Annotated in this window: 15 protein-coding genes; 8 read left to right on the top strand and 7 right to left on the bottom strand. The window is 42.1% G+C overall.

Annotated features, from left to right (window positions below; genetic code table 11):
* Positions 1-11: 11 nt before the first annotated feature.
* From AC04Q6_RS05885 to AC04Q6_RS05870, 4 genes are all read left to right on the top strand, one after another.
* Positions 12-1,400: an MFS transporter gene (locus AC04Q6_RS05885; protein WP_118071800.1), complete on the top strand. Its 1,389-nt coding sequence runs from the start codon at positions 12-14 to the stop codon at positions 1,398-1,400.
* Between the two features lie 73 nt (positions 1,401-1,473).
* Entirely contained in the window at positions 1,474-2,808 is a 1,335-nt protein-coding gene (locus AC04Q6_RS05880) for a family 78 glycoside hydrolase catalytic domain (protein ID WP_476389587.1), read from the top strand.
* A complete protein-coding gene (locus AC04Q6_RS05875; RefSeq protein ID WP_476389659.1) occupies positions 2,729-4,243 on the top strand; it encodes an alpha-L-rhamnosidase-related protein in 1,515 nt (504 codons plus the stop codon). Before AC04Q6_RS05880 ends, AC04Q6_RS05875 begins: the two co-directional genes overlap by 80 nt.
* A gap of 26 nt (positions 4,244-4,269) precedes the next feature.
* Entirely contained in the window at positions 4,270-5,106 is an 837-nt protein-coding gene (locus tag AC04Q6_RS05870) for a S8 family serine peptidase (protein WP_118071798.1), read from the top strand.
* Positions 5,107-5,160: 54 nt separating this feature from the next.
* Here the strand turns inward: AC04Q6_RS05870 and AC04Q6_RS05865 are convergent, their stop codons facing one another.
* Positions 5,161-5,331: a hypothetical protein gene (locus AC04Q6_RS05865; RefSeq protein WP_005428285.1), complete on the bottom strand. Its 171-nt coding sequence runs from the start codon at positions 5,329-5,331 to the stop codon at positions 5,161-5,163.
* Between the two features lie 156 nt (positions 5,332-5,487).
* Here AC04Q6_RS05865 and AC04Q6_RS05860 point away from each other — a divergent pair, with 156 nt between their 5' ends.
* Positions 5,488-5,868, top strand: a complete 381-nt coding sequence (locus tag AC04Q6_RS05860) for a TnpV protein (protein WP_005428283.1) — start codon at positions 5,488-5,490, stop codon at positions 5,866-5,868.
* A 309-nt stretch (positions 5,869-6,177) separates the two neighbouring features.
* Complete coding sequence (locus AC04Q6_RS05855; RefSeq protein ID WP_005428282.1) at positions 6,178-6,843, top strand: PBECR4 domain-containing protein; 666 nt, start codon at positions 6,178-6,180, stop codon at positions 6,841-6,843.
* Positions 6,844-7,254: 411 nt separating this feature from the next.
* On the opposite strand, the gene mobQ is transcribed toward AC04Q6_RS05855, so the two are convergent.
* The 6 genes from mobQ to AC04Q6_RS05825 all read right to left on the bottom strand — a co-directional run bounded on the left by mobQ (position 7,255) and on the right by AC04Q6_RS05825 (position 12,390).
* Positions 7,255-8,964: a MobQ family relaxase gene (gene mobQ, locus AC04Q6_RS05850; RefSeq protein ID WP_476389586.1), complete on the bottom strand. Its 1,710-nt coding sequence runs from the start codon at positions 8,962-8,964 to the stop codon at positions 7,255-7,257.
* 135 nt (positions 8,965-9,099) lie between these two features.
* Positions 9,100-9,321, bottom strand: coding sequence for a hypothetical protein (locus AC04Q6_RS05845; RefSeq protein WP_005428277.1), 222 nt, complete (start codon positions 9,319-9,321; stop codon positions 9,100-9,102).
* 169 nt (positions 9,322-9,490) lie between these two features.
* Positions 9,491-10,348, bottom strand: coding sequence for an ATP-binding protein (locus tag AC04Q6_RS05840; RefSeq protein WP_005428275.1), 858 nt, complete (start codon positions 10,346-10,348; stop codon positions 9,491-9,493).
* Positions 10,345-11,061 (bottom strand): replication initiator protein A, encoded by a 717-nt coding sequence (locus AC04Q6_RS05835; protein ID WP_005428274.1) that lies wholly within the window; start codon positions 11,059-11,061, stop codon positions 10,345-10,347. The genes AC04Q6_RS05840 and AC04Q6_RS05835 overlap by 4 nt, the downstream gene beginning before the upstream one ends.
* A 24-nt stretch (positions 11,062-11,085) precedes the next feature.
* Complete coding sequence (locus tag AC04Q6_RS05830; RefSeq protein ID WP_005428271.1) at positions 11,086-11,469, bottom strand: hypothetical protein; 384 nt, start codon at positions 11,467-11,469, stop codon at positions 11,086-11,088.
* Positions 11,470-11,472: 3 nt separating this feature from the next.
* A complete protein-coding gene (locus AC04Q6_RS05825) occupies positions 11,473-12,390 on the bottom strand; it encodes a ParM/StbA family protein (protein ID WP_009245410.1) in 918 nt (305 codons plus the stop codon).
* A gap of 537 nt (positions 12,391-12,927) precedes the next feature.
* On the opposite strand from AC04Q6_RS05825, the gene AC04Q6_RS05820 reads away from it, so the two are divergent.
* Together AC04Q6_RS05820 and AC04Q6_RS05815 are read left to right on the top strand one after the other, a co-directional pair.
* Positions 12,928-13,683 (top strand): hypothetical protein, encoded by a 756-nt coding sequence (locus tag AC04Q6_RS05820; protein WP_005428267.1) that lies wholly within the window; start codon positions 12,928-12,930, stop codon positions 13,681-13,683.
* Positions 13,676-14,569, top strand: coding sequence for a hypothetical protein (locus AC04Q6_RS05815; RefSeq protein ID WP_005428264.1), 894 nt, complete (start codon positions 13,676-13,678; stop codon positions 14,567-14,569). The genes AC04Q6_RS05820 and AC04Q6_RS05815 overlap by 8 nt, the downstream gene beginning before the upstream one ends.
* Positions 14,570-14,579 lie beyond the last annotated feature (10 nt).

Below are 14,579 nucleotides of genomic sequence, written 5' to 3'. Positions count from 1 at the left end.
GGAGAGAAAGAATGGGAAGGACAAAGAAGGAACTTGGTCTGGATTCCATGGGAATCCAGAAGTCAATGAGATTAACGGATTATCTTGGAGATGGTATCGGACAGCTGCCGCTGAATATCATGAGCAGCCTTGTGGGACAGCTGACTTACTTTTATACCGAAAAGGTAGGCCTTGCAGCAGGAATGGTTGCCACCATGCTTCTGATCGCAAAGATCTTTGATGCATTTTCAGATCTTGCAATGGGAAAGATCATGGATGCAGGCAGATCACCAAAGGGAAAATGTCGTCCGTGGTTTTCGAGAATGGCAATTCCTGCACTTGTAGCTATTATTTTACTGTTTACTGTACCTAAAAATATAGGAAGTGGTTTTCAGGCTGCCTATGTACTGATCACGAACGTACTGATCACAGCGATCGTATATACAGCAGTAGCGATCCCTTATGGTGCCCTGATGGCTATCCGTACTGAAAGCTTTGAAGAGCGTGGTAAAATGGGAATCTTCCGTACAGCATTCGGATACATTGCAGGAATGGTAATTGCCATCCTTCTTATCCCTATCACAAATATGCTTGGCGGAACACAGAGTGCATGGATCAAGGTAGCAGTGATCTTTGGTCTCATCTCCCTGCTTTCATTGATGATTCTTTATAAAGTAACAAGAGAAAACGTGCAGATCGTAGAAAAAAGTGAAGACGATGATGTACCGTTTGTGGAAGCTATCAAAATGCTTTTCAAAAATAAGTACTGGGTTATCATGCTTGCACTTCAGTTTATGATAAATATTTCTTACAGCTTAACTACATCCGGTGGAACATACTATGCAAAATACATTCTTGGAAATGACAATATCGTAGCACTTCTGGGAGCAGTGGGACTGGTTCCTACATTCCTTGGATTTATTTTGACAGGTCCTCTGACTTCCAAGTTTGGAATGACAAAAACATGTAAGATTTCCTGTGTGCTTGGAGCAGCAGCCTGCCTGGTAAGAGTTTTTACACCGTACAGCATTGCAACCTGTATTGCAGGTGGAGTTGTAACTACATTTGCCAACATCCCTATGATGTGTCTGTTTGGAGCAATGGTAAATAACTGTGTGGAATATAATGATTACAAATTCGGAAAACGCATCGTAGGTATGACAAACAGTGCCAACTCTTTCGGAATGAAGATCGGATCCGGTATCGGAGCATCTCTGATCGGATGGCTGCTGGCAGCTGCAGGATATAAAGCATCTCTGGCAACTCAGCCAGGCTCCGTTGATATTGCAATCTTTGCATTTTCCATCTATATCCCGCTTGCGATCTTTGTGATCATGTTTATCTGTCTTATGAAGAATGACCTTGAGAAGAGATATCCTGAGATCATGGCAGAGCTGCAGAAAAGAGAAAAGGCAAACTAAATACTGAGACTAAAGGACGGGGCTTATAATAAGGTTCTGTCCTTTTGTGGATTTATTAATTGGAGGAAATGAAATGAGATTATATGATTTAAGAACCGAATATCGGATAAACCCTATTGGATTAACTGCTAAAGCACCCAGATTTTCATGGAAAATGGAATCACAGGAAAAGGATACCTTACAAACTGCATATGAAATTAATGTGACAGATGAGGATGGAAAAATTGTCTGGAACAGTGGAAAAAGAGCGTCTGATCAGTCGGTTCTGATTCCTTATGAAGGTACAACACTGGCAGATGAAAAGCTCTACAAAGTAAAGGTAAATGCAGCAGATAATCACGGAAATATATCAGAGATTACAGGAAGCTTTGAGACTGGTGTGCTGGACAATACAGAATTTAAAGCGCAGATGATCACAAGTGATTTCCCTGAAGAGGAGACTGCCTGCCCGATATTTGGAAAGACATTTGCACTGGATAAAAAGGTAAAGAAAGCCCGTCTGTATGCAACTGCACACGGAGTATACGAGGCGACCCTGAACGGACAGACTGTAGGAGACTACCGTATGGCACCGGGCTGGACAAGCTATCACAACCGTCTTCAGTATCAGATCTATGATGTGACAGAACTGCTTGATACAGAAAACAAAATTGAGATCACAGTTGGAAATGGCTGGTATAAAGGAATCCTTGGCTTCTATTGTATGCCAAATCAGTATGGCACACAGGTGGGAACATTTGCAGAGCTTCATGTGGAATATGAAGATGGAAGTAAGGATGTGATCGCTACCGATGAAACATGGTCTGTAAAGACAGGAGAGATCCGTTACAGCGAAATCTATATGGGAGAGACCATCGACACAGATGCACCGGAGATCACAGAAGGAAACGTTGTTGTCAAAGAGTTTGACAAAGCAGTTCTGACTGCACAGGAAAATGAGCCTGTCCGTATCACAGAGAAAATTGCCGGCAAAGAGCTGATTGTGACACCAAAGGGTGAAAGACTGGTTGATTTCGGACAGATCATCACAGGTGTTGTCGAGCTGCATGTGAAAGGGGAAAAGGGACAGAAGATCGTGATCCGTCATGCAGAGGTTCTGGATAAAGACGGAAACTTTTACCCGGAGACACTTCGCCAGGCAAAATCCATTGATACATTTATCTGCAACGGAGAAGAGCAGATCTTCCGTCCGCATTTCACATTCCACGGATTCCGCTATATCTGCGTGGAAGGACTGGAAGAATTTACGGCAGATCAGTTTGTTGCCTGTGTGACACATTCTGATATGGAAAAAACAGGAGATTTTACCTGCTCTGATCAGAAGGTAAATCAGTTACAGAGCAATATTACATGGAGCCAGAGAGATAACTTCCTGGATATCCCCACGGATTGCCCGCAGAGAGAATGAGCGTCTTGGATGGACCGGAGACGCGCAGGTATTTTCATGGACAGCAGCATTTAACAGAAATACAGCATTATTCTACACAAAATGGATGCGTGATGTGGCAGCAGAATCTTCACTGGAAAAAGGAGTGCCCCATGTTGTGCCGGATATCCTGGGACAGTACAGTGCTTCTGCATGGAGTGATGTAGCAGTTATCGTTCCGTGGGTTGTCTATCAGATCTATGGCGATAAAGGTATCCTGGAAGAGAACTGGAAATGTATGCATGAATGGGTAGACTATATCAAAAACAACTGTGAAGAGAGCGGTCTCTGGCAGAGTGGTTTCCAGTATGGAGACTGGCTTGCTCTGGATAAAGAAGAGAGTGCAGACAGAACCGGAGCAACAGATAAGTATATGATCGCAAACGCATACTATCTGTATGTGACAGATCTTGTAAAGAAAACAGCAGAGGTGCTTGGTAAGTCAGAAGAAGCAAAAGAATATGCGGATCTGTACGAAAAAACCTTGGATGCATTCCAGAGAGAATATTATACAGAGACAGGCCGTATTGTAAGTGAGACACAGACAGGAGCGATCCTTTCCCTGTATTTTGATCTTGCAAGAGAAAAAGACAGAAAACGTATTTTAAATACACTGCTTACGAATATTGCAAACCACAAAAATCATCTGGCTACAGGCTTTGTGGGAACACCATATATCTGCCATACACTTTCTGAAAACGGAGAGCACGAGATGGCGGCAACTCTCTTCATGAAGGAAGATTATCCATCATGGCTCTACGCAGTAAATATGGGAGCAACGACTATCTGGGAGCGCTGGAATTCCATCAAACCGGACGGAACCTTTGATGAATCCGGTATGAACTCCCTGAACCATTACGCATATGGTTCCATCGGAGACTGGATGTATCGCAAGGTTGCCGGTTTATCCCAGTTAGAGCCGGGATATAAGAAATTCCAGGTAAAACCCATGTTTGTGAAAGGCATTGAAGAGTGGGGGACGGAATTTGAATCCGTTTACGGAAAGATCGTGGCAAAGACATCCTGCAAAAATGGAAAGATCCATGTGCATGTAGAAGTACCGGCAAACACTACAGCTGTGATCGTACTTCCGGAGAAAGAGGAAGTACAGGAAGTTGGTTCCGGAATTTATGATTATGAGTATGAAACAGAGACATGCCTTGCGGTAGAGAGATTCAATATGGACAGCACCCTTGGTGAGATCGTGGCAGAACCGCTGGCAGTAGAACTGTTCAACCAGATGGCACCAGGAATGCTGGAGGGACCGATGATCCAGTTTGCCAATGGAATGACACTGGCAGAGCTGCTTGGGGCTGCACCGCAGGCGAAACCGCTTTATGAGGCAGTTGTGAATGCACTGAATCAGAAGGAAGCAGAAGCTGGTTCTTTAATTGAAAGCTATGCATATAATAAATAAAATGTATCAATGGAAATGAAAGCCTTATGCCAGACCAGAAATTAGAGAATCTTCTTAATCTTGCCATGAATGCCCTGCCACATGAGCGGGAGAAATCGGAAAATCTGAATGTGGGGTATGATCCCACCACCAGGCTGTGGGATGTGATCGTGAAGTACAGTGGCCCGGAAAGCGGACTTGGTGGTGAGAGGATTCAGGTGGTCCCGCTGCTTGGCAGCTATGCAGTAGTGACATTGCCGGAATCGGAAATTGCTGCATACTCAGGCAGAGAGCAGATCGAGTTTATAGAAAAGCCCAAGAGACTCTACTTTGAGACCTTTGAAGAGCGGGAAGCAAGCTGCATTTTGCCGGTGCAGAATGGAGTCGATGGCTTAACCGGCGAAGGGATTTTGGTGGGCATTGTGGATTCCGGAGTGGACTATTTCCATCCGGATTTCAGAAACGAGGATGGCAGTACCCGGATCCTGCGACTGTGGGATCAGAGTGTAGCTGGAAATCCACCGGAAAACTATGTATCAGGAACTGAATATACGAAGGAAGAAATTGATGAGGCGCTTGCACTCGGGGAAACCGAAGGCAGGCGCCTTGTTCCGTCTGGAGATTTCAGCGGACATGGAACAGCAGTTCTTGGAATAGCAGCAGGAAACGGGAGAGCATCGGATGGAGTGAATCGAGGCGTTGCGTATAGAAGTGATCTTCTGGTGGTAAAAATGGGAAATCCACGGGAAAATTCATTTCCGCGGACAACGGAGCTGATGGAGGGTATTGATTACCTGATACGGCAGGCAGTGAAGATGAGAAAACCGATGGTCATAAACATCAGCTTTGGGAATAATTATGGTTCACATGAACCTTATAATTAAGGGAAAACATAAGAAAACACTGATATTTCCTGTGTTTTCAGGCAATTCAGTGTTTTACTCGGATTCATGTTTGGTTGTTGTTTGAGTCTTATAATACTCGGTCAGGATCATGTTAATCTGCTGGGAACGTGTACGATAGTTCGCTTTTGCATCCTTATCAATCTCAGCAACCAGTTCTTTGGACAAAGTAGTATAGACCTGAATATTGTTGGAACTGATAGCCATGTGGCACCTCCGATTCAATTTAATAGAATTATTCTATCATACTTCTTCGGGAGGGGCAATGTGAACTGAAAATTGAAGAATTATTGTTACTGTAAAATTGGAACGGTCGTAAAGAAAATCTATGAATAGAGAACGATAAGAAAGGTAGAACAGACAATGAAGAAAACAATTTTTGAAGAGATGGGCGGTACTTATATCAGACATGGGGATTATCTTATCCCTGCTCTTACCTTACCGAAGGAAGAAGAACAAAGGGTTGTCGGTGTATGGGGACAAAGACATTTGCGGTATTTGAAGGAATACCGCAGATTGCTATATCTGAATATGCTTACAAGCGGCAGGCTGAATGGTTATTTGGCTGATATAGAAGAACAGGCACAGGAACGCTTTGAAAGACTTGTAGAACAGATGAAACAGGCACAAGGCATTACAGAACAGCTAAAGGTGGAAAATGTCTTGGAATGGATAGGAAGAATGAACAATATACAAGTATGTGCGAGGGAGATTGTGGATAAAGAGATAATTTATCAAGAATGAAATGTAAGATAAATAGTGTATAAAATGTAGCAGGGCATCATAAGATAAAATTGTAATTGCATTTTCCACATAGTTCGTGTAAAATGTAATTAGAAAAGCTGTGCATCAGCGGTGGGTTGACACCTAAAATCTGATACGTTTTCCGAACGAAGGTGTCGGAGGTTGGCAGGCAACGGAAAAACCTGATATTTTCCAGACGAAGGTGCTGGAGGTTGGCAGACAACGGAAAAATCAACCATGAGAAGGGAATGTTTAGTGCTGCGGCGTGAACATTCCCTTCTCTAAATTTTATGGGATAAGGATTAAGTTATGGACAAAAGACGTGCAATTCAGATTATGACAAAAGCGGCACAACTATATAAAGAACATCTTGAGGATCAGAAGGTTTTGTTCCTATATGGCTTACCGAAAGAGGTGAATAAGCAATTACAGGAAAGTAATAAGATTTTGTCATCTGTACAGGGATATGAAGTTGTTTTCCATAGATACAATTTTTTACATTTGACAGGAGTTCGATTGAATAAAAAAGAGACAGCTTCTGCAATTCATTTTTACCAGAAATGCCTGGATAAGCGATTAACAGAAAATGATTTTGTTTTTGCAAAAGATGGCTCTACGGGGCAAAAATTGGATATATTGGAACGTATGATGCTTATTAAGAAAAACGTAACAATGATAGGAGAATTTACAGATCGAGGACCGAAATTATATACAGAAAAAGCTGCCGGGAATATATGTGGTTGTATTGGCTTCGTAAAAGATAAAAATACGAAATTAAATGTACCGAACACATTGCTGAAAAAGGACATCAGAGATGTAACAGCACAGCCTACATATAAAGTATTTGCTGTAATATCAAAACACTATACAGATGAGAAATATACAAATCTTGTGAAGATGGACAAAAGTATTGATTTGAAAGAGTGTTGTTTCTCAGAAACAATAGAAAATATGATAGATAGAGAAAATCTATAATGAAATATAAAGAAACCATGCTACTGCTTTTTGTAACAGTATCATGGTTTTATTGTTTGTCGTCTATATTTTAAGTTGATTATTACTTTACAAAATTGGCAATGTTATAATTATCATTGATTTTAGAAGAAGGGAGTATCGAGGGAAATTAGTGGAACTGGTTTTGCAAGCATAGCGTTTGGATATCCAAACGCACTTTGGGAGCCCCCCAAACCCCATTTGTTGGCTTTACAAAGTAGGAATTTTTTGCTCAAGATAAAAAGAGAGTGCGTAAGCGGAAAGAAATCAAATTATGCTTACGCACTTTGTGCCTCACTTTTGCTCGGTGGTTAGCAGTTTGTGAATTATTGGGATGAAGCAATATAACTGTTTTGAGAAAACGGGATATTTTTTATATTAGTAGTTTAAACATTATAGTTCTGTGTTGTGCGATTTTTGCCTGGATTGAACAGGATGTTTTTTTTGCAATTCCTGTTTCCTCTGATATTCAAGTTCCCAGGTACGATGAGAGAAGCTATAGGGATCTTCCATATTGAGATCATCCACTTCATGGGTTGCGATATCACGATAGTGATAGTCATAATATTCACCAAAAGTACCTTTGAGCTGCTCAATCAGTTTCTCTCGGAAAGTAGGTCGTATCTGGATTCTGGCATCCAGTAATTCTGTATATTGCTCTGGTTTAGGCCGGAGTTTTTCCTCTTGGAAAGCGACAGCATCTTTTTCAAGCTGCTCTTTGAGAGCCATATCCTGAGAATCGAGAATATCCAGATTCTTATCCATCTGGTCGTATTTTCTGGAAAGGCTCGCCATATCTTTCTCTGTGGAGCATTCAGCCTGAAACAGCAGCTGTTCTTTGGCAGATTTCAGTTCCTCGATTTCTTCTGTTACGGTTGTAAGCTGCTGGTTTAACTTTATATGCTGGAAAGGATTTAGAATACTGGTTTTACTTTTTTGCACATTTAGTTCTTTCTTTTCAGTAACTTTCGCTTTGAGCTTTTTCTTAATGGTATCATATTTATTTAGGATAGGACGAAAATGCTGCATCCAGTCATGGATCACTTCTTTTTGCATTTCATTATGAAGTAAATGATATTGTGTAAAAATCATATGATTGCGGATTGCTTCTAATGTTTCTGCAATTACCGGAATAGATTTTTCGACAGCTTGAACCAATTTTTTTATCTGTGTTTTTAATTCCCGTAGTATTCTGTTATCCGCACGAACCCGACGGTTGATTTCACACCGGTCTGCTATCATGCCTTTCTTTTCCATATTCTGGGCAATGTAGCCTTCGTGGATGGTTGGCTGTTCAGTGATTCCCTGAGCTGCAAAACTGCGGTGATCAATGGCGGCATTTATCTGATTAAGGGCAAGCATTTTATTTACGGCATCTGCCCAGTTTGCTCTCCAGAGGCAGAGCTGTTCCTCACTGTTCCATTGTTCGGAAATCGGGTTTTGTCTGCCATACCGGGTGCTTTTTGGATGTTTGTCGATACGTTCATAACCTTTCTCCTGTGCTGCCGAGGGAGTCAGATATACTTTCTTTTTCCCAGCTTTATAACGATACTGTTTTTCCCAGCCCTCTTTCTGAGCATCCTTAAATTCAGAAGCAGTAAATCCCTTTTCCTCTCCATCTTTGATGCATAGATATTCTTTTTCGGTTTTATACTGCCATGTTCCGTTTTCGTTTAATGGACGGACAGTAAGTAGAATGTGTGCATGGGGATTGTGACCATCTGTATCGTGAATGGCGAAATCGGCACACATTCCCATATCTACAAAATTCTTTTGAATAAAATTCTGAAGAAGAGAAATATTGCTGTCTTTATCCAACTCAATAGGGAGTGCGACAACAAATTCTCTTGCCAGTCGGCTGTCTTTTGTTTTTTCAGCAGCTTCTACAGCATTCCAGAGTTGCTCCCGGTTTTTCCATTTAGGCGGAGCCATAGGGGGAAGCATTACTTCCTGATAGATCAGTCCATGTTTTCGGGTGTAGTCATGCTGGATGCCATCGTAATCATTGTATATGTGGCTACAGCTCATATAAGCAGATGCAGCGACAGCAGACCGCCCGGAACCACGGCTGACGACCTTGGCTTGCATATGATAAATTGCCATATCTGGCACCTCCTTTCGATGTTGCCTGCAACAGCGGATAGCCCTCGGCAGAGCGCACGAGCCCCGTAGGGGATACCACCGCCCGATTTATCGGGTGGTGAGTAAGTGCGCCCTTCGGGAGTAGAACTTGTGTATTTACATTCCTCTTAGCCGGAGCATCAGCTCCCGCTTTAGGGTATCTAAATCCATTTCTTTAATATGTGGAGCAATGCTTTCCAGAATCGCTCCTTCTTGAATCAATCTGCGTGTTCTGGCATTACGTTCCTTTTTACGGTTTCTTGCTTCGATTTCTTCCAGTCTGTGTTTTGCCTGTAAAAGCACTTTTTCTTCTGGTGTCATAATTCTTTTATTTGCCATATCTGGCACCTCCTTTTTATGCCCGTATCCGGGCGATTTAGTTTTAAAATCTTGTGGTTTAGTACTATAGTTTTAGATAACTGACAGTGGCATGTCTCTGGTGATAAATAAGAAAAGAAAGTAGTACTACTGTCAGTGAAAAATAGTTATTGTGCGATGCTGCTTTGTTTCAACTCTGGTTTGAAGTGTGATTATCTAACAGAATTTTTTTCGTTTTTTTTAAATTAGCTGTTGCATTGTCCTGACGGATATTCCGGTTATTGATACGGATGGGAACACATCTCTCCAGAATCCGGTCATAAATTCGCTTGTGTGCGATATCAGCGGCGTTATTCAGCTCTGATAAAGTGAGATTGGTTGTTATGATCAGGGGCTTTTTACTGCGGTAACGGCTGTCAATCACATTGAATACCTGTTCCAGTGCAAAGTCAGAGTTCCGTTCAATTCCGAGGTCATCAATGATCAGAAGGCTGTAGCGGTTTAAGCTGTGGATGAACTGATTCCTGTCTTCAAAATGCATTCCGGTAAGGGTATTCAGAATCCGGGAAAAGTTGGTCATCAGTACCGGGACGCCTTTTTCCAGAAGGGCATTGGCAATGCAGCCTGCAAAGAAAGATTTTCCAGTACCGACATCGCCCCAGATGAGAAGTCCGGAAGCGTTTGCTTTCATCTCTTCCCAGTTACTTACATAATTGTGTGCAAGTTTCATTTCCGGATTGCTGCCGTTATCTTTGGCAAAGGTGTAGTCATAAAGTGATTTGTCCTGTAAGCCGCTGGTTTTGAGATGCTCTATTTCCATTTGCTTTTCATGAAGTTTTCTCTGGGCTTCCTCCTGTTCAAAGATCTCCTGCTGGCACTTACAGCGGATGGAAGGAATAAGAACCTTTCCCTGTAATTCATGCCTGCACTGTCTTGGCGTATTGCATTTGGAACAGTAGATCAGGTGATTTGTTTCGTTAAAATATTCATCAGACTGAAGCTCTCTGTTTGGTGTGATAGCTGTTGGTTTTTCTGTAAATGTTGTCATAATGTTTCGTATTCCTCACTTTCATAATTTCGTTGCCGGGAAACAGGATGATCCTGTCTTGCCCAACGGATGATGGTAGCTGCATGGTTTTGGTATTGCTTTCCGGTAGAAGCCATATAACCGGATAAGCGTTCCATATAGTCCTGCCAGTCAGGGATTGTCTGCCGGATATTTTCCAGCTCCGTCTCTGACAGAAAAACATTTTGAAATGTTCCATAGGGTGAGCGTGGCTCTTTACTCCCTCTTATTGTTAAATGGTTCTTTTTTATCTCTTTCTTATTACTGGACAGTTTTCTGTCTGTATCAGGGAAAGAATCCTGTCTGTCAATAGGACAGTTTTCTGTCTGTCTTGAGGAAAGAATTCTGTCTGTATTGCTGAGGGTTTCTTTCGGGATTTTTACATAGATCCGATTAGGGTGTCCGGGTCCCTGCCGTTTTCGGAAGATAAGCTCTTGTTTTTCCAGTACTGCCAGAGCAGTTTTCACCGTCATCTGGCTTTTGTGGAGAACTTCTGCCAGTGCTTCAATCGTAAAGTAGAGGAACACATGACCATTTGTATCTGACCAGCCCTCATTTTTCTGGGAAAGCCTTGCACGGTCGAGCAGGATCATATAAAGCATTTTGGCAGTTTCGTTTATTTCCATGTCCAGAAGAAAACGGGGAAACATCATATAAGATGGCAGGCTTGTGTCTGCTGTCAGAAAGTCCGTCATGTGTTCACCTCCAATCACAATGGTTTATTCTCCAAGAAAATCCCAGTCTATATCACGATCCGGCTGTTCTTTTTCAGGAGCTGGAAAGGGCATCCTGATGGGGGATTCCCTTTCCAACATGCCTGCAGTCAGCCCGGACAGAAAAATCGGCAATGACTGTTTCAGGCTGTGTTCTACTGCTTCTACAATCTGTTTCACAAAAAGTTCTTCCCGTTCCCTTGTTTCCAGATAGGGATCAGCCTGAGTGCGGTAGTAGCGGTCAAAATAATCGACCAGTGCAAGGGAGATTACCTGGCTGTAAGATTTAAAATTCTGTCTGTCCATCGTCTGTAAATATTCCCAGGCTCTCCGCTGCTGGTCTTTGTCCAGATTAAATCGCAGGTTTGTGTTGCGGATATGGTTCTGCATGGCTTATCCCCTCCTTTTCAGGCTCATATAAGCCAGAGATTCATAACCTTTGGCAGTGGCACAGATATCATCAAGGATGGTAACTCGTGATTTGTCATACGCTCCAAAGTTACGGATCAGGCATCCACCGCCTCCGACCACATACAGGCGCATCAGGCCAGGATTGTATTCATATTTGCGGAGCGTGGCAAAAATATCTGTGACATACTGTCTGGCAACAGCAGTAATACAATCCAGATAAGACGCTGAAATGTCAGCGGTTCCAAACCGCAGAATCTGCTCTACGGTAGATTCTTCAATCTTTACTCCGAAGTTGTCCAGAACAGCGTTTTTAGCGGCAATCATGCATTGGTTTACGCCAAACTTTTCTGTCCAGCACCGGCTTTCCTGTGCTTTCTTATTATTGATATACAGAATGTTCATGGTTCCGTTGCCGATATCTGCAAGAAGATTTGTCCCCTTGAAATCTCCAAGTCGGTTTACGATAGCCGGATATCCCTGCGGGTAAAGGCTGCATCCCACAAAACGGAGATGATACTCTTTGCTGTTAAATCGGTAATGGACTTCTGGATTCTGGAGCAGATAGGAACGGAAATCTTCTCTCTGGTTTCTGATCCATGTCAGAGGAAGCCCGGCAGCCAGATGAACGTCTGCTTCACGGATGGAAAAGACATTCAGTTCCCTTGCAATCGCCATGAGAGTTAGAAGATAATATTCTTCGTCCATAGCTTTATCTGGGATAAATTCTTTGTGTCCTTCGCCAATCCGGTAGTAAATGCCGTTATATTCCAGAATATTCCCGGTGAAGATGGGTTCTGTTTCATAGGCTTTGATTCCGGTTGGTGTGACGGTATTTGCTGTTTTCATGTTGCCGTAGCCGTGATCTACAGCAATGATTTTTGTGTTTCTGAGTTCTCGCATAAAAAACACCTCCATTTTCGTATTGATTAATTCAGCAGGCTGTACCGGTGTGGTACTGCTTTGCTGTGAGATAAGCATACGAAAGTTGGAGGAAAAAGACATTGAGGGAAAATTGAGTTGGAATTGAAAAATAGGATATAATTTTGTAAAATAGAGCAATTTCTTTAGTTTTTTATAGCCCTGCATTTTTTTGTTATAAACGTTCATTAAATGTTGACATGTTATTATATAAATGGTAAAATTGTACAATAAAATGTGGAAAGTTGGATGGAATTTATTGAATTATAATAAAACTAATCGTACTTAACTGGCGGCTTATGTATTTGTAGAACTTAGAATAATAGAAAATTTAAAATATTATCAATTTTTACAGCTGTTGCAATGCTTTCAGTAGGAACAACAGTTTTTGCAAGTCCTTAACTGTTGTTTGATAAGGAGTGTAGTTTTATACAAATAGTGATATTATTGCAAAAAACTAGGATTTTATAAAAATAAAAAAATCAAGTCTATAGCTGTTTGAAGTGAGGAGAAAAGCGTATGAGAAATGTGTTGGCAACGGACATAAAAAACAATATTCGAAGCATTCGCTTTATTTTGGGGATTTTTCTAATCGTTTCGGCTACCCTGATGTCTGAGCATGAGATGTTGCAGAAGATCATAAATGCAGGCGGATCTGCAGAAGGACCAGGCTGGTTCGTAGCATACACCTATTGTATGAACAGCGTTAATATGCTTCTGTTTGTTCCCATTGCCGTTGCTTTTGCGGGTGGAGAGAATACGGAGGCTGAGCTGCACAGTCGTTTTTTTCTGTTCAGTTATATCCGTTCAGGGAGAAAACAGTATCTCGTAGGAAAAGCAGCAGGATTGTTGGTCTCCGGAGGTTTGACAGCTTTTTTAGCCATGGTGTTCCTTCTTGTAATCTGTATACTGAGGTTCGGTCAGTATCCTTCTCTGATTGACGGAAATTATGAGATGGCAGTGCTTGTGGGCAGAACGGCGGTAAGCTTTCTGAGATTGTTTTTAAATGGCGCTTTTTGGGCGCTAATTGGCGGTACGTCGGCTGTCATAACAAAAAATCGCTATATGTCCTATGCCGTTCCTTTTATTCTTTATTATGTCCTGACCGTATTTCAGGAGCGTTACTATCAAAAAGCATTCTTTCTGAGTCCCCGCTATTGGGCGGCGTCTATTTACTACAATGATATCTTCTGCATTGCTATATTAGCGGTTGGAAGTTTTTTAACGGCACTGATCTTTATGTGCGCAATAGAAAGAAGGTTGCGGTATGCGTGATATTAAACAGGCTTTTTGGATTGCAGGCCAGAATTTCTATGGATGGAAAAAAAGTCCGAGGATCTGGATGACCTTTATTTTGGCAGCTATATTATGTCTGATGCTGTCGGATCAGATTATTTCCCATGCGATAAAATATGAGACAATCCTTCAGGTATTCGAGCCGTTTATTTGGACATATGGGGATGCATCCTCTGTTATGCTGTCCTCCCTGCTTTTAATCCTGCTCTTTGCGGACATGCCATTTATCAGTCAGGCAACTCCGTATTGGCTTGTACGCACAAAACGGAAGATATGGCTTGCGGGTCAGATTATCTATGTGATCCTGGCGACTGTGATCTATAATATTTTTTTGGCTGTGATGCTTGGAATTATGGGAGCTCCCTTTTCCTTTACGGGAAATGTGTGGAGCGAAACAGCGGCAATGTTGGGCTATGGCGGTGGGGAGAGCATAACCGTTCCTGTTTCCATAAAAACAATGGAAAGCTCAACTCCTTATATGTGCGCAGCAATAGTGTTTGGACTTGTACTTTTATATACTCTTTTTATCGCAGTTCTCATGTTGTTTTTAAATCTGGCTGCGGGAAATATGGCAGGGGTGATCGGTGCTTTTGCAGTCAGTCTGTATGGGCTCCTGCTGAACCCAGATGTTTTCCGGAAACTGTTTCATTTTACAGAAAGTCAGGAATATAGGGCGAACGTGTTCTGCGGCTGGCTGTCTCCGTTGAACCAAGCTACCTTTCCCATGCACAGCTTTGGTTATGATTACCTGCCAGGGATCGGGATGAGCATGTTCATATTTGCAATATTAATCATAGCGCTGATCGGCTTGTCAGCCGTCCGAATTAAGGGCTATAATTTCTCTTTTACGCAGACAAACGAATAAATGGAGGGCA

The sequence above is a fragment of the Blautia sp. HA9023 genome, from assembly GCF_056504095.1.
This window is presented reverse-complemented; position numbering and strand designations above follow the sequence as displayed.

Coding starts and splice junctions, on each gene's coding strand:
- AC04Q6_RS05885 (WP_118071800.1), top strand. CDS start 12: ATGGGAAGGACAAAGAAGGAACTTGGTCTGGATTCCATGGGAATCCAG.
- AC04Q6_RS05880 (WP_476389587.1), top strand. CDS start 1,474: ATGAGATTATATGATTTAAGAACCGAATATCGGATAAACCCTATTGGA.
- AC04Q6_RS05870 (WP_118071798.1), top strand. CDS start 4,270: ATGCCAGACCAGAAATTAGAGAATCTTCTTAATCTTGCCATGAATGCC.
- AC04Q6_RS05865 (WP_005428285.1), bottom strand. CDS start 5,331: ATGGCTATCAGTTCCAACAATATTCAGGTCTATACTACTTTGTCCAAA.
- AC04Q6_RS05860 (WP_005428283.1), top strand. CDS start 5,488: ATGAAGAAAACAATTTTTGAAGAGATGGGCGGTACTTATATCAGACAT.
- AC04Q6_RS05855 (WP_005428282.1), top strand. CDS start 6,178: ATGGACAAAAGACGTGCAATTCAGATTATGACAAAAGCGGCACAACTA.
- mobQ (WP_476389586.1), bottom strand. CDS start 8,964: ATGGCAATTTATCATATGCAAGCCAAGGTCGTCAGCCGTGGTTCCGGG.
- AC04Q6_RS05845 (WP_005428277.1), bottom strand. CDS start 9,321: ATGGCAAATAAAAGAATTATGACACCAGAAGAAAAAGTGCTTTTACAG.
- AC04Q6_RS05840 (WP_005428275.1), bottom strand. CDS start 10,348: ATGACAACATTTACAGAAAAACCAACAGCTATCACACCAAACAGAGAG.
- AC04Q6_RS05835 (WP_005428274.1), bottom strand. CDS start 11,061: ATGACGGACTTTCTGACAGCAGACACAAGCCTGCCATCTTATATGATG.
- AC04Q6_RS05830 (WP_005428271.1), bottom strand. CDS start 11,469: ATGCAGAACCATATCCGCAACACAAACCTGCGATTTAATCTGGACAAA.
- AC04Q6_RS05825 (WP_009245410.1), bottom strand. CDS start 12,390: ATGCGAGAACTCAGAAACACAAAAATCATTGCTGTAGATCACGGCTAC.
- AC04Q6_RS05820 (WP_005428267.1), top strand. CDS start 12,928: ATGAGAAATGTGTTGGCAACGGACATAAAAAACAATATTCGAAGCATT.
- AC04Q6_RS05815 (WP_005428264.1), top strand. CDS start 13,676: ATGCGTGATATTAAACAGGCTTTTTGGATTGCAGGCCAGAATTTCTAT.